At 66.0% G+C, this 23,798-nt stretch carries 20 protein-coding genes; 8 read left to right on the plus strand and 12 right to left on the minus strand.

The features are described from left to right. The first annotated feature begins 18 nt into the window (after nucleotides 1-18). The 4 genes from N790_RS12670 (at nucleotide 19) to N790_RS12685 (ending at nucleotide 4,670) form a co-directional block, all read left to right on the plus strand. Nucleotides 19-1,404, plus strand: a complete 1,386-nt coding sequence (locus tag N790_RS12670; RefSeq protein WP_043804712.1) for a sigma-54-dependent transcriptional regulator — start codon at nucleotides 19-21, stop codon at nucleotides 1,402-1,404. A 288-nt stretch (nucleotides 1,405-1,692) separates the two neighbouring features. Further along, nucleotides 1,693-2,106, plus strand: coding sequence for a pilin (locus tag N790_RS12675; RefSeq protein WP_043804714.1), 414 nt, complete (start codon nucleotides 1,693-1,695; stop codon nucleotides 2,104-2,106). A gap of 122 nt (nucleotides 2,107-2,228) precedes the next feature. Beyond that, entirely contained in the window at nucleotides 2,229-2,636 is a 408-nt protein-coding gene (locus tag N790_RS12680) for a pilin (RefSeq protein WP_043804716.1), read from the plus strand. Between the two features lie 186 nt (nucleotides 2,637-2,822). Next, a complete protein-coding gene (locus N790_RS12685) occupies nucleotides 2,823-4,670 on the plus strand; it encodes a hypothetical protein (protein WP_156970076.1) in 1,848 nt (615 codons plus the stop codon). 59 nt (nucleotides 4,671-4,729) lie between these two features. Here N790_RS12685 and N790_RS12690 read toward each other — a convergent pair whose 3' ends face one another. The 10 genes from N790_RS12690 to N790_RS12720 form a co-directional block, all read right to left on the minus strand. Next, complete coding sequence (locus tag N790_RS12690; protein ID WP_043804718.1) at nucleotides 4,730-5,827, minus strand: glycosyltransferase family 4 protein; 1,098 nt, start codon at nucleotides 5,825-5,827, stop codon at nucleotides 4,730-4,732. Further along, nucleotides 5,827-6,981 (minus strand): glycosyltransferase family 4 protein, encoded by a 1,155-nt coding sequence (locus N790_RS15350; protein WP_084062910.1) that lies wholly within the window; start codon nucleotides 6,979-6,981, stop codon nucleotides 5,827-5,829. Before N790_RS15350 ends, N790_RS12690 begins: the two co-directional genes overlap by 1 nt. Then, nucleotides 6,974-8,878 (minus strand): asparagine synthase (glutamine-hydrolyzing), encoded by a 1,905-nt coding sequence (gene asnB / locus N790_RS15750; protein WP_084062912.1) that lies wholly within the window; start codon nucleotides 8,876-8,878, stop codon nucleotides 6,974-6,976. The genes N790_RS15350 and asnB overlap by 8 nt, the downstream gene beginning before the upstream one ends. 1 nt (nucleotide 8,879) lies before the next feature. Further along, nucleotides 8,880-9,602, minus strand: coding sequence for a TylF/MycF/NovP-related O-methyltransferase (locus tag N790_RS15755; protein ID WP_084062913.1), 723 nt, complete (start codon nucleotides 9,600-9,602; stop codon nucleotides 8,880-8,882). A gap of 48 nt (nucleotides 9,603-9,650) precedes the next feature. After that, on the minus strand, nucleotides 9,651-10,640 hold the full coding sequence (locus N790_RS15760; protein ID WP_084062915.1) for a class I SAM-dependent methyltransferase: 990 nt from the start codon (nucleotides 10,638-10,640) through the stop codon (nucleotides 9,651-9,653). Continuing rightward, the gene (locus N790_RS16895) at nucleotides 10,637-11,443 is read right to left on the minus strand and encodes a class I SAM-dependent methyltransferase (protein WP_425388041.1); all 807 of its coding nucleotides are present in this window, start codon (nucleotides 11,441-11,443) and stop codon (nucleotides 10,637-10,639) included. The genes N790_RS15760 and N790_RS16895 overlap by 4 nt, the downstream gene beginning before the upstream one ends. Further along, entirely contained in the window at nucleotides 11,440-12,633 is a 1,194-nt protein-coding gene (locus N790_RS16140) for a lipopolysaccharide biosynthesis protein (RefSeq protein WP_043804721.1), read from the minus strand. The genes N790_RS16895 and N790_RS16140 overlap by 4 nt, the downstream gene beginning before the upstream one ends. 80 nt (nucleotides 12,634-12,713) lie before the next feature. Further along, nucleotides 12,714-13,469 carry a class I SAM-dependent methyltransferase gene (locus tag N790_RS12710; RefSeq protein WP_084062918.1) on the minus strand — a complete coding sequence of 252 codons (756 nt, stop codon included), beginning with the start codon at nucleotides 13,467-13,469 and terminating at the stop codon, nucleotides 12,714-12,716. Beyond that, nucleotides 13,466-14,608: a glycosyltransferase family 4 protein gene (locus tag N790_RS12715; protein WP_043804723.1), complete on the minus strand. Its 1,143-nt coding sequence runs from the start codon at nucleotides 14,606-14,608 to the stop codon at nucleotides 13,466-13,468. Before N790_RS12715 ends, N790_RS12710 begins: the two co-directional genes overlap by 4 nt. Nucleotides 14,609-14,612: 4 nt before the next feature. Next, the gene (locus tag N790_RS12720) at nucleotides 14,613-15,467 is read right to left on the minus strand and encodes a glycosyltransferase family 2 protein (protein ID WP_043804724.1); all 855 of its coding nucleotides are present in this window, start codon (nucleotides 15,465-15,467) and stop codon (nucleotides 14,613-14,615) included. 132 nt (nucleotides 15,468-15,599) lie between these two features. Between N790_RS12720 and pilB the strand changes: the two genes are divergently transcribed. Genes pilB through coaE form a run of 4 tightly spaced genes read left to right on the plus strand, consistent with a single transcriptional unit; the run spans nucleotide 15,600 to nucleotide 20,059 of the window. Continuing rightward, nucleotides 15,600-17,324 (plus strand): type IV-A pilus assembly ATPase PilB, encoded by a 1,725-nt coding sequence (gene pilB / locus N790_RS12725; RefSeq protein ID WP_043804726.1) that lies wholly within the window; start codon nucleotides 15,600-15,602, stop codon nucleotides 17,322-17,324. A 3-nt stretch (nucleotides 17,325-17,327) separates the two neighbouring features. Next, nucleotides 17,328-18,575: a type II secretion system F family protein gene (locus N790_RS12730; protein WP_043804727.1), complete on the plus strand. Its 1,248-nt coding sequence runs from the start codon at nucleotides 17,328-17,330 to the stop codon at nucleotides 18,573-18,575. 7 nt (nucleotides 18,576-18,582) lie between these two features. Then, nucleotides 18,583-19,449 carry a prepilin peptidase gene (locus tag N790_RS12735; RefSeq protein WP_052385937.1) on the plus strand — a complete coding sequence of 289 codons (867 nt, stop codon included), beginning with the start codon at nucleotides 18,583-18,585 and terminating at the stop codon, nucleotides 19,447-19,449. 4 nt (nucleotides 19,450-19,453) lie between these two features. Beyond that, nucleotides 19,454-20,059, plus strand: a complete 606-nt coding sequence (gene coaE / locus N790_RS12740; RefSeq protein ID WP_043804729.1) for a dephospho-CoA kinase — start codon at nucleotides 19,454-19,456, stop codon at nucleotides 20,057-20,059. Nucleotides 20,060-20,074: 15 nt separating this feature from the next. Here coaE and N790_RS12745 read toward each other — a convergent pair whose 3' ends face one another. Both N790_RS12745 and secA read right to left on the minus strand, forming a co-directional pair. Then, nucleotides 20,075-21,025, minus strand: a complete 951-nt coding sequence (locus N790_RS12745) for a Nudix family hydrolase (RefSeq protein ID WP_043804731.1) — start codon at nucleotides 21,023-21,025, stop codon at nucleotides 20,075-20,077. An 18-nt stretch (nucleotides 21,026-21,043) separates the two neighbouring features. Then, nucleotides 21,044-23,788: a preprotein translocase subunit SecA gene (gene secA / locus N790_RS12750; RefSeq protein ID WP_043804733.1), complete on the minus strand. Its 2,745-nt coding sequence runs from the start codon at nucleotides 23,786-23,788 to the stop codon at nucleotides 21,044-21,046. Nucleotides 23,789-23,798 lie beyond the last annotated feature (10 nt).

Genomic DNA, 23,798 nt, shown 5'->3' on the forward strand with positions numbered 1-23,798 from the left:
CCAGCCCTTCCTGACCGCATGGCAACCCCCCGCAGCGCCCTGGTAGTAGATGACGAGCGCGACATCCGGGAGCTTCTGGTCCTCACCCTGGGCCGAATGGGCCTGCGGGTGGATACCGCCGCCGACGTGGCCTCGGCCAAGGCCCAGCTGGCCCAGGGCGCCTACGACCTGTGCCTGACCGACATGCGCCTGCCGGATGGTTCCGGCCAGGAACTGATCGAACACATCGCCCAGCGCTACCCGGACATCCCGGTGGCCATGATCACCGCCTTCGGCAACGTCGAGGCCGCGGTGAACGCACTCAAGGCCGGCGCCTTCGACTTCGTCACCAAACCCGTGGACCTGGCGGTGCTGCGCCGGCTGGTGCAGCACGCCCTCGACCTCAACGAACAGCGCAAGGCCATGCCGGCCAGCGCGCGCCTGCTGGGCGATTCGCCGCGCATGCAGCAGCTGCGCCAGACCATCCAGCGCGTCGCGCGCAGCCAGGCGCCGGTGTACATCAGCGGCGAATCGGGCGTGGGCAAGGAGCTGGTGGCCCGGCTGATCCACGAACAGGGCTCGCGCGCGGGCGGCAGCTTCGTGCCGGTGAACTGCGGCGCCATCCCGTCCGAGCTGATGGAAAGCGAGCTGTTCGGCCACAAGAAGGGCAGCTTCACGGGCGCCCACGCCGACAAGGAAGGCCTGTTCCAGGCCGCCAACGGCGGCACCCTGTTCCTGGACGAAGTGGCCGAGCTGCCGCTGCACATGCAGGTGAAGCTGCTGCGCGTGATCCAGGAGAAATCCGTGCGCCCCGTGGGCGCCCAGGCCGAGTTGCCGGTCGACGTGCGCATCCTGTCGGCCACGCACAAGAACCTGGCCAAGCTGGTGGAAGACGGCAAGTTCCGCCAGGACCTGTACTACCGCATCAACGTGATCGAGCTGGCGGTGCCGCCGCTGCGCCAGCGCCGCGAGGACATCCCGGTGATCGCCGAGGCCATCCTCAAGCGCCTGGCCGGCGACCAGGCCGATCGGCTGCCTGCCCTGTCGGAAGAGGCCGAGGCGGCGCTGGCGGCCTACCCCTTCCCGGGCAACGTGCGCGAGCTTGAGAACATCCTCGAGCGTGCCGTGGCCCTGTGCGACGGCCAGACCATCGAGGTGGCCGACCTGTACCTGCCCCAGGTGGACAGCCTGATCGGCCAGGAGGCCGACATGCCGCTGCGCCCCATCGCCGCGGCGCCCTCGCCCGCCATCCCGCCCGGCCTGGCCGACGGCACCGCCCTGCCCGACGCCATCGAGCAGATGGAGCGCGAGACCATCCAGAAGGCACTCGAGGCGAACCGCTACAACAAGACCAAGACCGCCGCCCAGCTGGGCATCACTTTCCGGGCGCTGCGGTACAAGTTGAAGAAGCTGGGGATGGAGTGATCCGACGGGTCGTTTGCGTCACTGTGTGATGCAGTTCACAGGTTGCCGCGACACAAACTGACGCTTTGCGTCACATTCTGACGACCGCCCGGAAAACCGTGCCGCCTGTCCCGTTCTTGGCTGGCCTTGCGTTCAACCTTATGCCTATATTCCGGCCTGTGACGGTCGCGTAATGCGGCTGGCACAGTTGATGCATCACCGATATAGCACGTGCTTCGGCACGGCTACCCAAGGACGGGATAACCGTTCGAAGACGTGACAACCACAATCCACCTAGGGGATTCACCCATGAAGAACATCCAGAAAGGCTTCACCCTGATCGAGCTGATGATCGTGGTCGCGATCATCGCCATCCTGGCTGCCATCGCGCTGCCGGCGTATCAGGACTACATCGCCCGTTCGCAGGTCACCGCTGGCCTGGCCGACATCCGTGGCGGCGTGACCGCGTTCGAGGAAATCATCAACAAGGGCACGCCGAGCACCTTCGACAACGCCGATATCGGCCTTGCTGACGATACCGCCCGTTGCTCGGCGATCAACGTGACCCCCGGCGAGACCGGCGAACTGGAGTGCGTGCTGACTGGCAACCCGAAGGTTAGCGGCGAGAGCGTCCTGCTGACGCGCAACACCTCGGGCGCCTGGATCTGCAGCGTCACCGCCGGCATCGACGCCAAGTACATCCCGGGCGGCTGCGAGCCGTAATCAGGATCCTGCCTCTGGGACCCTGTTGTAGTAGGACTCGCTGCGGGAGAGGAGAAATCCTCTCCCGCAGTGCGTAGAGGACTCACACCGCGATCGTTTCGGCTGCAGCAAGGGGACAATGCATGCGCCAGATGAAGGGTTTCACGTTGATCGAACTGATGATCGTAGTCGCGATCATCGCCATCCTGGCCGCCATTGCCATCCCGGCCTATCAGGACTACACCATCCGGTCCCAGGTTACGGCAGGCCTGGCCGACATCACGGCAGGCAAGGCGCTTTATGAAGCGCAGGTCATCGCCAACAACTCCAGCAGTTTCGCGATCGGGGACATTGGCCTTCGATCCCCCACCCCGCGCTGCAGCACGCTGAGCATGGATCCGTCTCCGACGCTCGGCTACATCCAGTGCACGCTCGCCGGCCATCCCCGGATCAACGGACTCGTCGTGCGGATCGAGCGCAACAGCACAGGCATCTGGCGCTGCACCACGACCGTGGCGGAGGACCGCTACAAGCCCGAAGGCTGCCAGTAAACGAGGCAGCCGCCGTCGAGGCCCATTTCGGGCCGTCGGCCACCGCCCGCGAGACATCGCCACGACCCGCGCCGGGGCGTCGTTCCAAGGCTTCCAGTCAAGCCGATCCAGGCTCGCTTCGCTGCTGACGCGATGTACCATTCGTCAGACACCGGCAGCGCCACGCCTTAGCCCGAGAGCCCCAACATGACGAAAAGACCCGCCCCCTTGTGGCTCTGGGCAGCCCTGCTGCTCGCGTTGACCACAGCCGCCTATTATCCGGGGCTGGGTGGGGATTTCCTGTTCGACGACTATCCCAATATCGTCACCAACGAGCGAATCCACGCGGATGCAATCGACCTGGAATCGATGCGTCGGGCGGCCGGCGCCTATGAATCGGGGACCTACGGTCGACCGATCGCGACCATCTCGTTTGCAATCGACCACGCCACGGGTGGCATGGACCCGAAGGGCTTCAAGACGAGCGGCCTGCTGGTTCATCTTCTAAACACGATCCTCGTCTTCCTGCTCCTCCGCCAGCTGCTTGACTCACGGGACACCCCAAGCGGACCTCACACCCGGCTTGCTTTCCTCATCGCGCTGCTCTGGGCGGCGCACCCGCTGCAAGTCTCGACCGTGCTGTATGTCGTGCAGCGCATGGAGACGCTTTCCCTGCTGTTCGCGCTGCTGGCCCTGAACGCCTATCTCAAGGGACGCCTCGCCCAGGCCAGGGGCGCCACCGGATGGCCCTGGCTACTGGCGGTGCTTCCATTGACCGGTCTGGGACTGCTCGCAAAAGAGACAGCCGCGCTCGTGCCGGCATTCTGCCTTGCACTGGAGCTGACGGTCTTGGGATTTGGAGCCAAAGACCAAAGGGTCCAAAAGGCCTGGATCATGGTCTACTCAATCGCGGTGGCGGCGGCGCTCCTTGCCTTCTTGGTTTTCATCCTACCCGTCGCCGCGGAACCAAATGCCTACGAAGGCCGCAACTTCACGCTGCTAGAGCGCCTCCTGACCCAGCTCCGGGCCCTGCCGCTCTATCTGCAATGGATGGCGCTCCCGCTGCCCCAGAACCTGACTTTCTACTACGACAACTATTCCGTATCGCGGGGACTGTTGGATCCGCCGACAACCCTCTTCGGCGGACTGCTGCTGGCAGCACTGGCATTCTCCGCATGGCGCCTGAGGAGCAGGCTTCCGCTTTTCTCCCTGGGCATACTCTGGTTTTTTTGCGCACATGCGCTTACCAGCAACGTAATACCGCTGGAGCTGGTGTTCGAACACCGGAACTATTTCGCGCTCCTGGGCTTCCTGCTCGCCGCAACCGAACTGGTGCGCATCATCCCGACCCGGGACGGACCCGCGATCAAGCGATTCGCCGTCGTCACCGTGGCTTGCTTCGCCATTTTCCTGACGCTGCTCCGTAGCGCCGCTTGGGGCGACCCGTTCCACCTCGCGTCCCAGTTGGTGGCCATAAACCCCGGGTCGCCGCGCGCGAGCAGCGACCTCGCCACGCTGTACGTCGGCATGGCACATGGCGATCCCGAATCCCCCTTCTACTCGTTCGGCATGCGGGAGTTCGAGCGCGGATCAAAACTTCCGGGCTCATCCCCGCTTCCGGAGCAAGGGCTAATCCTAATGGCTGCGAGTACGGGCCAGCCGGTGAAGGATGAGTGGTGGGATTCGATGCAGGAGAAGGTAAGCACCCAGCCGATCGGCCCCCAGGAAATCATGGCCGTCACCGGCCTGCTCGGCCAACGCTACAAGGGCATCGAACTGGATGATCGACGGTTGTCCAAGGTCTATGGAACCCTGCTCTCGCGCCGGGAAATGCCTGCCCAGCTCTACGCGCAGTATGGGGACCACCTGCTCAACTACCTGAAGGACCAGGACTCCGCGGACAAGGCCTTCGCACGCGTCGTAGAGATGAGCCGGGAGGATCCCGGGTACATCAGCCAAGTGGCCGCAAGCCTGCTGAGCGAAGGCCATGTCCGCCAAGCCACCGCCATGCTCACGCGCGCCGATGAGCTGGGCATATCCTTGCCGGAACGCTGAGGCCGGCTAGTCCGACCCTCGTACGCCAGGCTCGACCGGGGCGCACTTTCTATACCGATTCAGTGGTGCGCACCGACCGTGGCATCAAGGACAGCAGCAAAGCGCTCCGCAAGACTGGTCCAGGGTTCCGCCAACCCCGGGTCCACCGGCGCCGGCGAATCGAGCTGGGCACCGATTCGAAGGGCCAGCATCCCTGCGTCTCCGGCCACGTACCGGGCGTCCGGGCGATCCGCCAAGAGGCGCGAAACCTCGCCTATGTCGGCCGCTACCAGCGGCAACCCGCACGCAGCCATCTCTACCAGCTTCATCGGATGACACGCCCGTGCGAACGCGTCGTCCCGATTGCAGACCACGCCGACATCGAGCGCGCGAAACACGAGGCCAACTTCCGGATGCGGTCGATGGCCCAAGTCTAGCGTGCCCCGGGGAATGGCCGCACCGACATCGCGGTCGCATGGCCCCGCCAACACCAGTCGAACACCTGGCCGCGAGGACTGCAGGCGCTCGAATGCGGAGAACAGGTCGTCGATACCACGACCAAACGAAAGCGCACCGGCCGTACCTACCAGCGGCACCCCCCCGGGAAGCCCCAAAGCCATGCGCGCCTGGTCGCGGGACAGATCCGGGGCGAATTGAACCGGCACGCCGTTGCCAATCACCGTGATACGGTCGACCGCCACTCCCCGCTCCACCAGCAGCGCGGCGAGCGCCCTGCTGACCGCCACCAGGGCATCAGCCCGCGTGCAGGCACTTCGCAGCGCCGCGCGCAGGCCCGGCAGCCTTGTGAGCCCGAAAGACTCATAATCGTCATAGAGATCCAGCACCACCGGCAACGCCAGCCGCCGCGCAAAGCGTTCGCCTGCCACCAGGTGGAGTGCATCCGAGCTTGCGACGATGACGTCCGGACGAAAGGTTCGCGCCGCGCCCCGCCAAGCGGCGAAGAGGGCACCGGGCCAGGGCAGCACGTCGACGCCAAGCCAGTGCACGCCATCGGCAAATCGGTCGACCGCGCCAGAACGCCGATAGGACGCAGCCACGACCAATACCTCATGCCCGAGCGCGGCGAGCCCGGCGGGAATCTCGTGCAGCCGCCCGTATCGGTCGTCAAGCAAATCGCGACCCGTGTACTGGCGCTTGCATACCATGAGGACACGCATCAGGCGCTTCCGGTCTCGTTCACAACGGAAGCGATCATCGCAAGATTGCGGACCGCCACGCCATCGATTGCGTAATGCGCCTCCACCAGTTCGCGGGCACGCCTGCCACGCGCCAGCCAATCCGAGGCCGGCGAGGAGAACATTTCCTCAAGCGCGGAATCGAGTGAACCCCCGTCGTCTGGCGCACACGTCCAGCCCGCGCCGTTCTCGATCTCCTTGTCGATTCCCCCGCAGCGGGTACAGAGCACGGGCAATCCCGCTTCCATTGCCTCCAGCGCGGAATTCGACATGCCTTCGTATCGCGATGGGAGCACAAACGCATCCGCATCGCGGAGCGCGTCCCGGACTCCCTCGGCCGGACAGACCCCGGCGAACACGACGTCCTCGCCGATGCCAAGCGCATCGACCTGGCGCCGGAGTGACTCACGCATTGCCCCGTCGCCCCAAAGCGTCAGGCGGAAGCGTGCCCCTGCGCGCCGGCGCGCGGCCAGCGCAGGCAAGAGCAGGTCGAGCCCTTTCTGCGGCTCGAAGCGCCCCGTCCAGACCAGTCGCCGGACTTCGGCCACCTCCCTGCGTACTATCGGCGGGAGAATGGGAATGCCGTTTGGGATAGCTGTCCGGCGGGCGCGACGGAGCCCGAGGGCATCGAGGTCCGCCGCTGTCTCGGCATTGATCAGATTGAAGCAGTCCACCTTCCTGTCGAGAAGCCGCAACCATACGCGCGCCAATGGCAGCGAACGAAGGAAATAGGCGTCGCCCGTCCCCCGTGCATTGATTGGAACAGCCACGATCTTCCAGCGGCAGATACCGAAGAACCGCCACAAGGCAACGCCGAGCACGCCATCGCCAAGCCCACGGCAATAAGCCACATCGAAGTCCGCCCGCCGCACTACCAGCAGCCCCAGGAGGGAGAAAGCATATCCAAGTCCGCGGCCAATCCGCCCAAATCGCGGCCAAGTCCGAAGGTGGTGCGTGCGCACGCGGTGGCCTCCGATCACCTGCACGCCGTCCGGAATCCGGTGCCCCGCCACTTCGACATCGGCACCCAAGGCGCGCCACGCCCCGACCAATCGGGCCACCTGGTTCTCGGCACCGCCAAGCACGTGCGAGGGCAGATTGGCCAGGACGAGTATCCGTGGCAATGCTTCAGGCATGGTGCTCGCTCCACGACCGAAACATCAGTAACGCCCAAAGTGCATATCCATGATCTGCGCGCCGCGCAAGGTGATCTTCCCAGAGCGCGCGCACATGCAACGGATCGAGCAAGGGTTCGCGCGCGAGCGCCGACGGCGACAGTAGCGATTCGGCCCAGTCGCGCAGCGGGCCTCGAAGCCATGCCGAAACGGGTACATCGAAGCCCTGCTTCCTGCGCAGGGCCGTGCCGGGCGGCGCTGCTTCCCGAGCCAGTTGCCTGAGCAGCCGCTTGCCGACGCCGTCCCGCGCATGCCATTGCGGAGGCATGCGCCATGCGAGCTCCAGCAATCGCAGGTCCAGCAAAGGGACCCGCAATTCAAGCCCAACAGACATGCTCGCGCGATCGAGCTTGGCATGGATGCCTTCGGGCAACGAAAATGCCTGGTCGAGGAACCGCAACCTCTCGCCTACCCCAGCCCCAGACAATGCCGTCGGCACGCCCGGCCATGCCGGATCGCCCGCGTGAGGCGCGCCACGGGCACCGGGTAGCCGCATCAGCGCAGCACCGTATTCCTCGATATCTCGGACTCCGATTCGACCTGCCTGGCGGATCAGGCGACTGCGCGTCTCACCGGCCGGACATGCCCTGCCCGCAAGCCTCAATCCACCGGCCATTACGCAGCGTACGGCATGTGGAAGCCTTCCAATCCCGGACCAGTTGCGTTCGGCATCAAGATACCGCTGGTAGCCGTGGAATACTTCATCACCACCGTCACCAGTCAGTGCCACGACAACCTGTCGACGAGCCGCTTCGGCGACCAAGATGGCCGGCAGTTGCGCTGCATCCGCAAAAGGCTCGTCGTATACCTCGGGCAGGCGGCTCACCAGGGAAAGCGCGGCCTCCGCCGGAAGGTCGACTTGAGTGTGCTGGGTACCGAGATGCCGGGCCGTTGCGAGGGCTTGGCCCGCCTCGTCGATTGCGGGCACTTCGAAACCGACGGTGAAGGTACGCACCGGTCGACTCGACTGGCGGGCCATGCTGGCGACCACCAGTGTCGAGTCAATCCCACCCGAAAGCAGCGCACCGACGGATACGTCTGCGAGCATTCGCAAGCGGACCGCGTCGTCGATCGTTTCCTTGACCGCAGCCAGCGCGGCTTGCTCACCATCCTTCCAGGGCGATGCTTTGGCCTTGGCGACCAAGTCCTCGAGCTTCCACCAGCGCTCCGCTCTGCGCAAGAATCCGGAAACGCAGGGGCGCCATTCCGCATCATGGGCTGAAAGTCTGAGCAGGCTGCCCGCAGGCAGCTTGAATACGCCGGGATGGATACTCCATGGAGCTGGAACATAGCCCATCTCGAGCAACCACCCGAGTGCGTTCGGGTCCACGGCGTGCCGCCATGCCGGGTGACGGCGGAACGCCTTGAGTTCCGATGCGAAGACGAGATCAGGACCAACCGCACCTACGTAGAGCGGCTTTTCGCCGGTACGGTCGCGTGCGAGCACCAAGCTCCTTTCACGACGATCCCATGCGGCGAGGGCAAACATGCCATTGCATCGCGACAGCGCCGACTCGACTCCCCAGGCGGCAATCGCCTCCAGCAGCACCTCGGTGTCGGAATGCCCGCGCCAAGAACGGGGCGCATCCGCCTCGAGCGCAGTCCGCAGATCGGCGTGGTCGTAGATCTCGCCATTGAAGGCAATCACCCATCGACCGTCCGCCGAATTCATTGGCTGAGCGCCTGCGGGCGAGAGATCCAGGATACTCAAGCGACGATGGACCAAGGCAATCCTGGCGGCGGGGTCGCGCCATTCGCCTTGCCCATCCGGTCCACGGTGCGAAAGGGAATGTCCCATCGACCCAATCAGCGCGGCATCGAAGGAGCCGGGGCCAACCACTCCAGCGAACCCGCACATTTCAGACCTTTACGAACTGACGAGCAGAATAGTCAATTCTGTGCATCATCGCGCGCACCCTGTTCTTCGCGAGATACTCATCGGTCGCCTGACGGGCCCCCAACCAATGGCCGTAGTCATCGATCGTTACGACGCCATGCTGCGACACTCTCGGGAAAAGATGCTCAAGTTCGTGAGCCGTGGACGAATACCAATCTGTGTCCAGGCGAAGGTAGGCGATTTGTTCCGGAGCAGCACGCGGGATCGTTTCTTCGACATCGCCCTGAACATAATGGATTCGTGAAGATGGGTAACCCGTGGAATTCAGGTTGCGTCGGACATCATCGATCCCGGCTTCACACCAGCGGCTGCCAATTGGACGGCCGAGAGAATCCATGTACACGGGCGCAGCAGGCGCCCCCGAATGATCCAAGTCCGATACGCCTGGCTCCGTCATGCCCGAGAACGTATCAAAGAGAAATATATCCCGCTCAGCCTTCAGTTCCAGCAGGGAGAGCGCTGCAGCCATCATCTGACCACCTCGCCATACGCCGCATTCTACAACCGCGCCCTGAATGCCTTGTTTGACTATGTACTCCACAACGGAGATTGTTGAAAGCGTGCGCGCCACTCCCGCCATCGTGTATGGCTTCACTTCCGCGAGCACAGCCCTCTGCCAAGGCGGGATGTCCGACAGCTTGGAAGCCCGAAGCGCATCTCTGACCGACCTGATGTAACCGAGCATTTAAGACCACTCCTTCTTGGATATCACGCGCCCTATCAAGCCAGCCCTTCACACGCCTGATTTGCCATCTGGCGGCTTTCGACATGAGGCCTCGACTCCATTGCCTCCATGCGTCACTTCAATTTCGTCGGCGCCGAGCGATTCCAGCAGCTGCCTGATCTGGCCACGGGTGCGCCGGTGCTTGAACACATCGGTCATCGCATCATGCGTATCAAGCAGCATCCACTCGTAGTACATGTCGCGATCACGTAGCCCGAAGTGGGGGTAGTAGTTGACAACCGGATTTAGCCTGCTCAAGAGGAACTGCGCCAACCGTGATTCACGGTACCTCCAGACCAGTGGGAACCATCTGTCCACCACGCGCTTGACCGCCGCGAATTGGTGTTCCTTTGGCAATCGCAGGAAGTACCAGCGATAAGCCATCCCAGCCACCCCGATTGGCGGCGGAAGGTAGTTCCGGATTTTTGCCCGGTAATGGTCGAAGACCAAGCGGCCACCCGGGCGAACTCGCGACCACAATGCCCGTATGGTTTCTTCGGGATCGGGGGTGTGCTGCACCACGCCGAGGCACAGCACCAAGTCATAACAAGCCTCGGGAAAGGGCATGGCACGAACATCCGCCTGCACCAGGCATAACGCGGGATGCAAGCCGTTGTTTCCAGCATTCGCCACGACGGCGGAGGAGTAGTCGAAGGAATCCACCGTGGCCCCGTTTGCCAGAAGCAGCTCGGTGAATCGTCCCGCGCCGGATCCGGCCTCCAGGACAAGCTGGCCCTCCAGCGACGATAGAGGACGACGCAGGCATCTCTCGAGCCGGACGGCCGAAACCGGAATGCCGGTAACTGAGTCAAGTTGCGTCTTCGGAAACCGCACCCATTGCTCACCGAACGCACTGGCATAGTTTTCGCTTCCCACGAAGCGCGGCACTCCGTCAATCACCGGATAGCGGGCACCATCCGGGGCAACGAACGCGCCGCCTTCCATGACGAGCGGAGCACCTGAGCCAGGGGCAACAAGGCGGGAATATCGGTCTTTCATCGGCCAATCCGTGTGATTGCGGATCCCATGCTGACTGGCTGGACCGGGCCAGCCGCGCGATGGGGCTTGATTACATATATCCGGCAGGAAGAGCCGGCGAAGCGTGCAATCCGCCTGCGCCAGGAGATTGGGAGCCTCCCGCCAAGCAGCATGCTTCCTGAGTACGCCAGACCCACCGGGGCAGATGCCTCCAGATCGAAACCTGCGCGCCTGAAGCACTCACGCCACCAATGCCTAGAGAAGTACCATGCCTCCGTCAGTGCATTCCCGCGCTCACCGTGGCGCGTCGGCCAGGCCAGCGTGGGACCCCCGCTGGCAGCCGAATGCCCTTCCGATGCGAGCCCGATCGCTTTGGACGCCAGCCGCCCCACCAGTCGCGTGACTACCCAAGGGTAGTGCGTCGCACTCGTCCACCAGCGCCAGGCTGGCGTTGGAAGTATATGTACGGCGCGGCCGCCCGGAGCGAGCACGCGGGCGGTCTCACAAAGAAGGGCTTCCACGGCAGGGACGTGCTCGAGCACGTTGGAACTGAAAACGATATCCACTGAGCCATCGGGAAGTGGAATATTCCTGCCGTCGTAATCAATGACGGGATGGACACGCTGCGCCGCATAGGCGCTGCTCGGCAGGTCTACTGCCGTTACATGGTACCCCAAGGCAGCGAGCCGGGCCGCCTGGCGCCCCGTCCCAGCCCCAAGGTCGAGTATCCGGGCGCCACTCGCCGGCGGCGGCAACCAGGCCAGGGCCACCTCAAGCTCGGCATCCCGAATGTAATGGAGGTAGGTGATGCTCCTGCCAGTCACGCCTTTGCCCTCGGCCAGCCAACCAGTACCCGCACCCAGAGCAGGAGGGCCAGCAGGCCCTCCGCCATGACCAACGCCCAGGCCGCACCCTCGGCACCGCGCCGGGGAATCAACCATGCCATCAGCAGCACAGTGGTCGCGAGTACCAAGAGCTCGCTGGCAAGCCGCCACCGGATCCAGCCATATCCAAGCAGGATATTCGCTCCCAGGATGCGCAGGCAGTAAGCGGGCACGTAAAGCGCGAGCACCTGCAGTGCCGGCACCGCTGGGCCAAATTCCGCACCCACGATGCCGGGAAGCAAGCCGGCGCCAGACCAGAGCAAACCGCCTGCCACCAGCCCATACAGCAAGGCCGCAGCCAAGAGCCAACCCACCAGCCCAGGATGGGTGGAGTGCCCCGCTCCCGCTCGAAAGAGGCGCGGCATCACCGCAGTAACCAAAGCATCGACTGGCAAGGTGAGCAGGCTAGCAAAGCGGTTGGCGGCGGTGTACTGGCCGGCCAGCCCGGCGCCGCCTTCACGAAGCGCGACAGCCTTGTCGACGGCGCCCAGCGCCAGGCCACTGGCCCAGATGGCCGAGAGCCTTGCGCCTTCGCCAAGCGCGCCGCGGTCCAGCGTCGCCGCGGTCGCAGGGGGCGAAAGCTGCCTGCGACAGCGTCGCCAGATCAGCCCGGCGCCCACCATCGTCGTGATGACATGCAGAAGCGCGTAGGTCTGCATGTCGCCTTCCGAGGCGAACAGTGGCAAGACCAGTACCGCCAGGACCCGTCCGCAAGAGAGCGCGACTGGCGCCGCCGCCGCCTGCGCCATTCGACCATGGGCGGCATAGGCAAAAGCCACATGCACCACCATCGGCGTACCAATTAGTTCAGCCGCGCCGACGCAGGCCAGCACCCCAACCGACAGGCCGGGATACACCATCGATCCAAACAGGATGAAGCCGAGCCAAAGCAGCGCACCCGACCAAGCCAGTGCCCGCACAGCTTGCGCCCAACGTATTCCGAGCAGGCCCGGCGTCCGGGCGACATCCTGGTACAGGCGCAAGCCGAGCCCAGCCCCGGCGAGCCCGCTGATGGCCAGAGCAAGTCCCGCGACACCGGAGAACGTGCCATAGCCTTCCACGCCGAGGGTACGCGCCATCAGGATGACCCATGCGAGCTGGGCTGCCAGCCGCGCAATGTTCCAGGCCATCACAGCCAGAGTACTGCGGGCCAGCCCACCAAAGCGTGGCCAGAGCCAAGCTCCCTGTCTGGCCCCGGGATCCCCGGCACTCACTGCGCAACCCCGCGGGGCGTTCGATGCCAAAGCCGGTAGATGAGCGTGGGGTAGGCACCGCGCGCCGCGTGGTGCAACCAGGGCGGGACGTGTCGCAGCAGCAGTCTCCACAGCAGGGCGTCTGGCCGCTCGATCTCGAATGTGGCGCGAAGGGCCTCGGCGTGGACCTGTTCGAACCCAAAGCCTGCCGCGGCAAGGCGGCTTTCAACGCCGGCACGACTCAACGGACGGCAATCGTAGACACTGCCTCTTCGCCACAACCTCAGCCACCCTGATCGCCAAGCCTCCGGCCACCAACTGAGGAAGGCGAGCGAATAATGCGGTTCCACCAACATCCAGCGATTGGGTACCGCGAGGTAGGCCATCCCGCCGGGCGCCAGGATGCGCCGAAGCTCCAAGAGATGCAGCAGCTGTGCTTCATCCCCGCCTACGTGCTCAATGACATGGTTGCTCAAGGCCAGGTCGAAGCAACCGTCAGGAAATGGCAGTTCAACGCCTGCTACGTCCTGGTAGGAGAAGCCCTCCGTCACCAGGCGGCTGTCCACCACATCCACTGCGTGCACTTCGAATCGGCCGCTGGGGTGGGTGCCGAAATAGTGGGCAATTCCACCGCTTCCCGTGCCCACTTCCAGCAAGCGAAGGTGGCCGCTGCGCTCTTCAAGCCGGAGCAGGCGCTCAATCTTTACGGCCTTCGCACGGCGCGAGGCCAGATCCAGCACGGCGTGTGGCTGGCGCTGGACCACATCGGTCATGCGGCCGACTCCAGAAGTGCGTTGATCCTGGCCGAGAACGCGCCCCAGCTCCTGGCTTGCGCGTACTCCCGGCAGGCCGCCTCCGATGCCGGCGATCGACCACGCTGCAACTGCTCTACGACAGCCGCGGCGAATTCGGCATAGTCTCCCGGCGGCACCAGGCGACCCGTGTGTCCATCCGCGATGGCATCCGGCACACCACCCACGCGGAAAGCCACGCTGGCCAATCCGAAGCTGGCGGCCTCCAGTGCCACCATGCCGAAGCCTTCGACGTCCCCCGGCAGGTCCAGCACCGGGAAGACGTGGCAGTCAGCGCTCGCCAAGGCCGATTCCAGAGTGGCTTGGTCGCAGCGCCCCGCGAAGTAGACGTGATCCTGCACGCCAGCCTCGCTGGCTGCCTGGCGGATCCTGGATTGCTCGCCAGCCTTGGCCCCGTGAAGCGCTTCCGTTGCCTCGGTACCGATGATCACCAGGACAACGTCCGGCACCTGCGCCACTATCGCCGGCAGCGCCTCGCGGACGAATGCCGCCAAGCCCTTCCTCCGGGTGAAGCGCCCCACCGACACCAGCATCGGGCGACCATCGAGCCCCCAGAGCTTGCGGGCGGGCACGGCCGCCGGAGGCACCGCCACCTGGTCGACGCCAGGATTGACGACATGCAGCCGGCTTGCCTGCACTCCGCGCGAGCGGGCCAGTGCCGCGGTATTCAGGCTGTTGGCGAAAGCCAGGTCGCAGCGCCTGATAAATGGCAGCCAGAGCTTCTGGTAGACCCAGCTCGGCGCAATCACGTCAAGGCCATGAAGATAGACGGCGCAACGCGCGCCAGATAGGCGCGCCGCCGTCCAGGCGAGCGGCGCCGTCAGTCCGCTGCCGGCCAGAACCCAGGACGGCCGGCGCCGACGCGCCATTCCGATGGCCGCGAGCAGTGATTGCAGAAGGAACCGATGCAGGGGAACCAGAGGAACCTCGACCACCTCGAATCCGGCAGCCACATGGGAGCCGCTGCCTTCCGGCCCGCACAGGAGCGGTTCCCAGCGCGGAGCCAACCCCTGCAGCAACCGATGGTTGAGCTTCTCCATGCCCCCCAGCAGCGGCGGGAAATTGCGGGTGACCAACAACACCGCGTCTTGCGCCGCCATCGGCTTACGTATCCCGGCGATAGGTCAGGGACGTGATTTGTTCGGAAATGAGCCCGATCAGGAAGATGATCACCGAGGCACTGAGCAGCAGTGCGCTCATGTTGGTGAACCGCCCTTCGGTGGCGAAGGTATAGCTGTAATAACCCGCGCCCAGCAGGAAGAAGCCGACGCCAACCGGCGCGAACAACTTGAGGGGCGAGTACAGGGTGGCGATCTTGAAGATGATCAGGAGGAAACGAATGCCGTCCTTCAGCGGGCGGATGTGGCTGGCCTTGCCCACGCGCTTGTCCACCCTGATCGCTTCGTAGCCCACCGGGTATGCGCTCCGGAAGAACGCCATGGTGCTGGTAGTCGGGTAGCTGAATCCGTTGGGCAGCAGGTGGAGGAACTCGCGGAACCTGTTCGCGCGCACCACCCGAAATCCCGAAGTGAGGTCGAGGACCCGGTGACCGGTCATCCAGCTTGCCAGCCGGTTGTATAGCTTGTTCGCCAAGCCCCTGCCCACGCTGGCCTGGCCATCGCCATCCCGGGCACCCACCACCATGTCGAAGCCTTGATCCAGCCGTCCGAGCAGGCGGGGAATGTGGGCTGGGTCATGCTGACCGTCGGCATCCATGAAGACCAGCACTTCACCCGTCGCCGCACGGGCGCCTCGCTTGATGGCGGCACCATTTCCCATGGAGTAAGGTGAAGTCAGCACGCGGGCGCCAAAGCTTTGGGCGACGGCCGCGGTGTCATCGGTCGACCCATCATCCACCACGATGACCTCGGCCCCGGGGAGCACCGCCGCAAGCCCGGGCAATGTCCGCCGCAGCCCCTCGGCCTCGTTCTTGGCTGGAAGAATGATGCTTATCTTCATGAATTCCCCGCATCCACCTGATGCTGGGGTACTTTACACGGACGGCCGTCGACCGGGACCGGGGGTCCCAGGGCTGGCCGGACCGGCATTTTCGGTTAGAGTTGACGCCAAGGCGCGACTCGGGGAGGAAGGGTGAACGCCAACGCGACTGCCAACCTGGTGGGGATCACCGGCATTGCCCGGCGTCTGGTGCTGGACGGGAACCTGAGCGAGGCCGACGCCCGCAAGGCCCTGGACGAGGCCAGCAAGCAGAAGAAGCCGGTCCACCTGTACCTGCTCGAGAAGAAGCTGGTCACGGCCGCCCACATCGCCGGGGCCAATGCCATCGAGTTCGGCATGCCCCTGTTCGACGGCAGCGCCCTGGACCTGAACCAGGCCGCCACCAAGCTGGTCAGCGAGGAGCTGATCACCAAGCACCAGGCCCTGCCGCTGTTCAAGCGCGGCAACCGCCTGTTCGTGGGCATCGCCGACCCGACCAACACCCGGGCCCTGGACGAGATCAAGTTCGCCGCCAACCTGACGGTCGAGCCCATCCTGGTGGACGAGGACCGGCTGCGCCGCACCATCGAGCAAGCCCTGACGGCCAGCGACTCGATGGACCAGGGCATGGGCGACGACGAAGGCCTCGAAGGCCTGGAGTCCAGCGCCGGCGACGACGACGCCGCCGACAACCTGGCCGACGCCAAGGGCAGCGACGACACCCCGGTCGTTCGCTTCGTGAACAAGGTCCTGCTGGACTCGATCAAGCGCGGCGCCTCGGACATCCACTTCGAGCCCTACGAAACCGAATACCGGGTGCGCCTGCGCATGGACGGCATCCTGCGCACCGTGGCCAAGGCCCCGGTGAAGTTGCACCCGCGCATCACCGCCCGCCTGAAGGTCATGGCCGCGCTGGACATCGCCGAGCGCCGCCTGCCGCAGGACGGCCGCATCAAGCTCAACATCAGCAAGACAAAGCAGATGGACTTCCGCGTGTCCACCTGCCCCACCCTGTTCGGCGAAAAGGTCGTGCTGCGCCTGCTCGACGGCAGCGCGGCCAAGCTGGGCATCGACAAGCTGGGCTACGAGGACGACCAGAAGCAGCTTTACCTGGACGCCCTGGCGAAGCCCTACGGCATGATCCTGGTCACCGGTCCCACCGGCTCCGGCAAGACGGTGTCCCTGTACACCGGCCTGAACATCCTCAATACCGACGAACGCAACATCTCCACCGCCGAGGACCCGGTCGAAATCCGCGTCCCGGGCATCAACCAGGTGCAGATGAACCCGAAGAAGGGCATGACCTTCGCCGCGGCCCTCCGCAGCTTCCTGCGCCAGGACCCGGACGTGATCATGGTCGGCGAAATCCGCGACCTGGAAACCGCCGAAATCGCCGTGAAGGCGGCCCAGACGGGCCACCTGGTGCTGTCCACCCTGCACACCAACGACGCCCCGCAGACGGTCAGCCGCCTGATGAACATGGGCATCGCGCCCTACAACATCACCTCCTCGGTGACGATCATCATCGCCCAGCGCCTGGCCCGCCGCCTGCACGACTGCAAGAAGCCCATCCACCTGCCCGAGAACGCCCTGCTGGCCGAAGGCTACACGCCCGAGGAAATCAAGGCGGGCATCACCCTGTACGAGCCGGTGGGCTGCGACGACTGCAACGACGGCTACAAGGGCCGCGTCGGCATCTACCAGGTGATGCCGATGGCCGAGAACATCCAGAAGATCATCCTGGAAGGCGGCAACGCGCTGCAGATCGCCCAGGCGGCCCAGGACGCCGGCGTGCGCGACCTGCGCCAGTCCGCCCTCTTCAAGGCCAGGCAGGGCGTGACCAGCCTGGCCGAAATCAACCGCGTGACCAAGGACTAAGCCATGGCGACCACCGCTGCGAAAGCCCCCGCTCCGCGCACCTCCGAGATGCAGCAGTTCACCTGGGAGGGCACCGACAAGCGCGGCGTGAAGATGAAGGGCGAGACCACGTCCAAGAACGCCAACCTGCTGCGGGCCGAACTGCGCAAGCAGGGCATCAACCCCACGGTGGTCCGGGCCAAGTCCAAGCCGCTGTTCGGTGCCGCCGGAAGCGCCATTTCGGCCCAGGACATTTCCGTCTTCAGCCGCCAGATCGCCACCATGCTGCAGTCGGGCGTGCCGATGGTGCAGAGCTTCGAGATCCTGGCCTCGGGCCAGAAGAACCCGCGCATGCGCGACATGCTGATCGACATCCGGGACAACATTTCGGGCGGCAGCTCGCTGAGCGAGGCCATGGCCCGGCACCCGGTGCAGTTCGACCTGCTCTACCGCAACCTTACCCGCGCGGGCGAAAGCGCCGGCGTACTCGACACGGTCCTCGATACCGTCGCGACCTACAAGGAGCGCACCGAAGCACTCAAGGGCAAGATCAAGAAGGCGCTCTTCTATCCTGCGGCGGTGATGGCAGTGGCCATCCTGGTGAGCGCCGTCCTGCTCATCTACGTGGTGCCGCAGTTCGAGGACGTTTTCAAGGGCTTTGGTGCGGACCTACCGGCCTTCACCCAGATGATCGTCAACGCCTCGCGTTTCCTGACGTCCTGGTGGTGGGCCATCCTGCTGGGCGTGGTGGGCTCCATCGCAGGCTTCTTGTTTGCATACAAGCGATCCATGGCGCTCGAACGCTTCGTCGACCGCATGATGCTCAAGCTCCCCGTCATTGGGCAGATCCTCCACCAGTCCGCCATCGCCCGCTACGCCCGTACCCTGGCCCTGACCTTCAAGGCCGGCGTGCCGCTGGTCGAGGCGCTGGAAACCGTGGCCGGCGCCACCGGTTCCATCGTCTACAACGACGCGGTCATCCGCATCCGCGAGGACGTCTCGGTGGGCTACCAGCTCAACGTGGCCATGAAGCAGGTCAACATCTTCCCGCACATGGTGGTGCAGATGACCGCCATCGGCGAAGAGGCCGGCGCCCTGGACACCATGCTGCTCAAGGTGGCCGAGTTCTACGAGCAGGAGGTCAACAACTCCGTGGACGCGCTGGCCAGCCTGATCGAGCCTTTCATCATGGTGGTCATCGGTACCCTGGTGGGTGGCATGGTGGTCGGCATGTACCTGCCGATCTTCAAGCTCGCCGCCACGGTCGGCTGAGCCCCGCATGCTCGACGCGCTCCAGGCCTCGGCCGCCCTGTCGGCCGGCATCGCCCTGCTCTTCGGCCTGCTGGTCGGCAGCTTCCTGAACGTGGTGATCCTGCGCCTGCCGCCCCGCCTGGAATGGCAGTGGCGGCGGGACAGCCGGGAAATCCTGGAACAATCCGAGCAGTACGAGCCGGCCCCGCCGGGCATCGTCGTCCAGCGTTCGGCCTGCCCCAAGTGCGGCCACAAGCTGGCGCCCTGGGAAAACATCCCCGTGCTCAGCTTCGCCCTGCTGCGCGGCAAGTGCCGGGGCTGCGGCAGCCCGATCTCCTGGCAGTACCCGGTCGTCGAGCTGGCCACCGGCCTGCTGTTCGCGGCCTGCGTCTGGCGCTTCGGTTTCGGCATGGAAGCCCTGGCGGCCATCACCTTCACCGGCTTCCTGGTGGCACTGACCGGCATCGACCTGCGCACCACCCTGCTGCCCGACCAGCTCACCTACCCGCTGCTCTGGCTGGGCCTGGGCCTGTCCACGATGACCCTGTTCGTGTCCCCGGTGCAGGCCATCTTCGGCGGCATCGTCGGCTACCTGAGCCTGTGGAGCGTGTACTGGGGCTTCAAGCTGCTCACCGGCAAGGAAGGCATGGGCCACGGCGACTTCAAGTTGCTGGCGGCCCTGGGCGCCTGGTGCGGCGTGGCGGGCATCCTGCCGATCGTGCTGATGTCGTCCTTCATCGGCGCCATCGTCGGCAGCGCCTGGATCGCCCTGCGCGGCCAGGACCGCGCCACGCCCATTCCCTTCGGCCCCTACCTGGCCGCCGCGGGCTGGGTGCAGCTGATGTGGGGCCCGCAGCTGATCCAGGCCTACCGGGCCTGGTCCGGCCTGAACTGAGGCCATGGCCCGCCGCATCGTGGCGGTGACGGGCGGCGTGGCTTCGGGAAAGTCCGCAGCAACCCGCGTCTTCGAATCCCTGGGCGTCACGGTGGCGGATGCCGACGTCGCCGCCCGCGCGGTCATCGAGCCGGGCCAGCCCGCCCTGGCCCAGGTCATGGCCCGGTTCGGCGCCGACAGCCTGGGCCCGGACGGCCGCCTGGACCGCGCACGCATGCGCCAGCGCGTGTTCGCCGACCCGGCGGCCAAGGCCGACCTGGAAGCCATCCTGCACCCGCCCATCCGGGCCTGGCTGCGGACGGCCTGCGAGGCGGCCGACGGCCCTTACGCCATCGTGGCCATCCCGCTGCTCGCCGAAGGCGGCGGCCGCCAGGCCTACCCCTGGCTGGACCGGATCGTGGTGGTGGACGTCCCTGAAGCGGTGCAACTGGCCCGGCTGCAGCAGCGCGACGGCATCACCGCCGACCTGGCCGCGCGCATGGTGGCCGCCCAGGCCACCCGCCGGCAGCGACTGGCCATGGCCAATGACGTGCTCATCAACGATGGCCCGCTGGCGCAGCTCGAAGCCGCCGTCACCCGCCTGCACCAGCGCTACCTCGCGCTCCCGTAGGCGCGACTTCAGCGCTCAGCGCGGCCAGAAAGCCCGGATGCCGGCCACGCCCTGCCCGCCATGCCGGCGCGCGGTGGCGACATCAGCGGAGCGCATGCCGCCCAAGGCATAGATGGGCAGGGAAACCGCCTCGCGCAGGGCCGCGAACCGGTCCCACCCCAGGGGCGTGGCCCCCGGATGGCTCTCGGTGGCCCGCACGGGCCCCAGGACGGCGAAATCCAGCCCCAGGCGCTCCGCCTGGGCCAGTTCATCGGCATCGTGGCAGGAGGCGCCCACCAGCTGCCCGGCGGGCAGCGGGCGCGCCTGTAGGGCCATGAGCTGGTCGGAACGCAGGTGCAAGCCCAGGCCCAGGTCGGCGGCCAGGCCAGGTTCGCCGTTGACCAGCAGCTCTGCCCCGGCCGCGTGGCAGCGGGTGCGGGCGTCCATGGCCAGGTCGGCCAGGGTGCGGGCCGGCAGGCCGCGGGCGCGCAGCTGGACGCGGCGGATGCCGCCCTTCAGCGCCTTCTCCAGCTTGCCCAGCCAGGCCGCCGGCTCTTCCGGCTCGGGGCTGATGAGGTAACGCGCAGGCGAGGTCAGCGCCGCCACCACCGGTCGGTCGGCCGGGGGCATGGGGTAGTCGCGCAGCTTTTCCGGCGGGGTCCACGCCAGGGCCTGGCGCTCGCGGCCGCGGGGCGTGCCCTCGAAGGCGGTCACGGAATAAACGTCCAGGACGATGCGCTTGGACGGATAGGCCTGGGGCACCGCCACCAGCGGCTCGGCCCCCAGCACGCGGATGCCCAGCTCCTCGTGCAGTTCGCGGTCGAGGGCCTGCAGCGCCGTTTCGCCCGGCTCCACCTTGCCGCCCGGGAACTCCCAGGCGCCGGCCAGGTCGCGCCCGGCGGTGCGCCGGGCCAGCAGGATCCGGCCGCGGGCGTCCCGGAGGACGGCCGCGACCACGTGCACGGGCTTAGGTCGGTCGGCGGGCATCCGGCCGGGGTTCCTCGGTCAGTCGAGCTTGCCGTGGCACTGCTTGAACTTCTTGCCGCTGCCGCAGGGGCAAGGGTCGTTGCGGCCGACCTTGGGCTCGTCGCGGGTGAAGGTGCCGGCCAGCACGCCCTGGCCTTCCGCGGCCAGCGCCTGGGCCTGGGCGGCCTCGTCCTCGGTGCCGTAGCCACCCGTTTCCGGGTGCTGGAACTGCATCTTGCGCTCCTGCGCCGCCAGGCGCTGGCGCTCGGCGGCCTCCATCGCGGCCACCTCCTCTTCGTTGCGGATGCGCACGCGGGCAAGCAGGGACACCACTTCCAGCTTCACCTTGTCGAGCATCTCGGTGAACAGCTCGAAGCTCTCGCGCTTGTACTCCTGCTTGGGCTGCTTCTGGGCGTAGCCGCGCAGGTGGATGCCCTGGCGCAGGTAGTCCATGCGCGCCAGGTGCTCCTTCCAGTTCTGGTCGAGCACGTTGAGCATCAGGTGCTTTTCCAGGTGGCGCATCATCTCGGGGCCCAGCTGGGCCTGCTTGTCGGCGAACAGGCGCTCGCCGGCCTGCTGCACCAGCTCGAGGATGCGGTCGGCGTCGATCGCCTCCTCGGTCTTGGCCGGGCCCTGCAGGTCGACCACCAGGCCGTACTCGTCGGCCAGGGTGCGCTCGAGCAGCGGCAGGTCCCACTGCTCGTCGATCGAATCGGCGGGCACGTGGCGGCGGGTGATCTCGGCCAGCACGTCCTCGCGGATCGCGGCGATGGCTTCTTCCACCGAGTCGGACTCGAGCAGCTCGTTGCGCTGCTGGTAGATCACCTTGCGCTGGTCGTTGGCGACGTCGTCGAAGTCCAGCAGGTTCTTGCGGATGTCGAAGTTGTGCGACTCGACCTTGCGCTGGGCGTTCTGTATCTGCTTGGTCACCAGTCCCGACTCGATGACGTCGTCTTCCTTCATGCCCATGCCGCGCATGGCCTTCTGGACCCAGTCGGCGGCGAAGATGCGCATCAGGTTGTCTTCCAGCGACAGGTAGAAGCGGGACGAGCCCGGGTCGCCCTGGCGGCCGGCGCGGCCGCGCAGCTGGTTGTCGATGCGGCGGCTTTCGTGGCGCTCGGTGCCGATGATGTGCAGGCCGCCGAGGGCCTTCACTTCGTCGTGGCGCTTCTGCCAGTCGGCCTTCACGCGGGCCATGTCGGCCTCGCTGGCGCCTTCGCCCAGCGCGTGCAGCTCGGCCTCGAGCGAACCGCCGAGCACGATGTCGGTGCCGCGGCCGGCCATGTTGGTGGCGATGGTCACCGCCTTCGGGCGGCCGGCGTTGGCGACGATCTGCGCCTCGCGCTCGTGCTGCTTGGCGTTGAGCACCTCGTGCGGGATGCCGGCCTTCTTGAGCTGGGTGGCCAGCAGTTCCGAGGTCTCGATCGAGGTGGTGCCCACCAGCACGGGCTGGCCGCGCGAGTAGCAGTCCTTGATGTCCTCGATGACCGCGTTGAACTTGGCCGGGCGGGCCAGGTACACCAGGTCGGCGTGGTCCTTGCGGACCATCGGACGGTGGGTCGGGATGACCACCACTTCCAGGCCGTAGATGGTCTGGAACTCGTAGGCTTCGGTGTCGGCCGTGCCGGTCATGCCGCCGAGCTTGGCGTACATGCGGAAGTAGTTCTGGAAGGTGATCGAGGCCAGCGTCTGGTTCTCGCGCTGGATCGGCACGCCTTCCTTCGCTTCCACGGCCTGGTGCAGGCCGTCGGACCAGCGGCGGCCCGGCAGGGTGCGGCCGGTGAATTCGTCGACGATGACCACCTCGCCGTCGCGCACGATGTAGTCCACGTCGCGCTGGTAGATGGCGTGCGCGCGCAGCGCGGCGTTGAGGTGGTGCACCACGGCCAGGTTGTTGCCCGAGTACAGGCCGTCGCCCTCGGCGATGATGCCGGCTTCGCGCAGCAGCTCCTCGGCGTGCTCCATGCCCTGCTCGGACAGGTGGGCCTGCTTGCCCTTCTCGTCCACCCAGAAGTCGCCTTCGCCGGTCTCCGATTCCTGCTTGATGAGCTTGGGAACGATGCGGTTGACCTTGACGTAGAGCTCCGGGGACTCATCGGCCGGGCCGGAGATGATGAGCGGGGTGCGGGCCTCGTCGATCAGGATCGAGTCGACCTCGTCGACGATGGCGAAGAACTGGCCGCGCTGGAAGCGGTCTTCCTTGGCCAGCGCCATGTTGTCGCGCAGGTAGTCGAAGCCGTATTCGTTGTTGGTGCCGTAGGTGATGTCGGCGGCGTAGGCGCCCTTCTTGTCCGAATGCGGCATGCCCGGGTAGACCACGCCGACGCTCATGCCCAGGAAGTTGTACAGGCGGCCCATCCAGGCCGAGTCGCGCTTGGCCAGGTAGTCGTTCACCGTCACCACGTGCACGCCCTTGCCGGCGAGCGCGTTGAGGTAGGTGGGCAGGGTGGCGACCAGGGTCTTGCCTTCGCCGGTGCGCATCTCGGCGATGCGGCCCGAGTGCAGCACCATGCCGCCGATCAGCTGCACGTCGTAGTGGCGCAGGCCCAGTACGCGGCGGGAGGCTTCGCGGCAGACGGCGAAGGCTTCCGGCAGCAGGTCGTCGAGGCTGGCGCCGGCGGCGATGCGGGCGCGGAATTCATCGGTCTTGGCCCGGAGGGCGTCGTCGTCGAGCTTTTCCAGCCCAGGCTCGAGTGCGTTGATCTTGGCGACGTTCTTCTGGAACTGGCGGAGCAGTCGTTCGTTGCGGCTGCCGAAGATGCGGGTGAGCAAGCTGTTGAGCATTGGAAAAGCC

Source organism: Arenimonas malthae CC-JY-1 (assembly GCF_000747075.1).
Lineage (GTDB): Bacteria > Pseudomonadota > Gammaproteobacteria > Xanthomonadales > Xanthomonadaceae > Arenimonas > Arenimonas malthae.

Coding starts and splice junctions, on each gene's coding strand:
- N790_RS12670 (WP_043804712.1), top strand. CDS start 19: ATGGCAACCCCCCGCAGCGCCCTGGTAGTAGATGACGAGCGCGACATC.
- N790_RS12735 (WP_052385937.1), top strand. CDS start 18,583: ATGCTCGACGCGCTCCAGGCCTCGGCCGCCCTGTCGGCCGGCATCGCC.
- N790_RS12730 (WP_043804727.1), top strand. CDS start 17,328: ATGGCGACCACCGCTGCGAAAGCCCCCGCTCCGCGCACCTCCGAGATG.
- N790_RS12690 (WP_043804718.1), bottom strand. CDS start 5,827: ATGCGTGTCCTCATGGTATGCAAGCGCCAGTACACGGGTCGCGATTTG.
- N790_RS15760 (WP_084062915.1), bottom strand. CDS start 10,640: ATGAAAGACCGATATTCCCGCCTTGTTGCCCCTGGCTCAGGTGCTCCG.
- asnB (WP_084062912.1), bottom strand. CDS start 8,878: ATGTGCGGGTTCGCTGGAGTGGTTGGCCCCGGCTCCTTCGATGCCGCG.
- N790_RS12745 (WP_043804731.1), bottom strand. CDS start 21,025: ATGCCCGCCGACCGACCTAAGCCCGTGCACGTGGTCGCGGCCGTCCTC.
- N790_RS12675 (WP_043804714.1), top strand. CDS start 1,693: ATGAAGAACATCCAGAAAGGCTTCACCCTGATCGAGCTGATGATCGTG.
- secA (WP_043804733.1), bottom strand. CDS start 23,788: ATGCTCAACAGCTTGCTCACCCGCATCTTCGGCAGCCGCAACGAACGA.
- N790_RS15350 (WP_084062910.1), bottom strand. CDS start 6,981: ATGCCTGAAGCATTGCCACGGATACTCGTCCTGGCCAATCTGCCCTCG.
- N790_RS12710 (WP_084062918.1), bottom strand. CDS start 13,469: ATGACCGATGTGGTCCAGCGCCAGCCACACGCCGTGCTGGATCTGGCC.
- N790_RS12715 (WP_043804723.1), bottom strand. CDS start 14,608: ATGGCGGCGCAAGACGCGGTGTTGTTGGTCACCCGCAATTTCCCGCCG.
- N790_RS16140 (WP_043804721.1), bottom strand. CDS start 12,633: ATGGCCTGGAACATTGCGCGGCTGGCAGCCCAGCTCGCATGGGTCATC.
- coaE (WP_043804729.1), top strand. CDS start 19,454: ATGGCCCGCCGCATCGTGGCGGTGACGGGCGGCGTGGCTTCGGGAAAG.
- N790_RS15755 (WP_084062913.1), bottom strand. CDS start 9,602: ATGCTCGGTTACATCAGGTCGGTCAGAGATGCGCTTCGGGCTTCCAAG.
- N790_RS12680 (WP_043804716.1), top strand. CDS start 2,229: ATGCGCCAGATGAAGGGTTTCACGTTGATCGAACTGATGATCGTAGTC.
- N790_RS12685 (WP_156970076.1), top strand. CDS start 2,823: ATGACGAAAAGACCCGCCCCCTTGTGGCTCTGGGCAGCCCTGCTGCTC.
- N790_RS12720 (WP_043804724.1), bottom strand. CDS start 15,467: ATGAAGATAAGCATCATTCTTCCAGCCAAGAACGAGGCCGAGGGGCTG.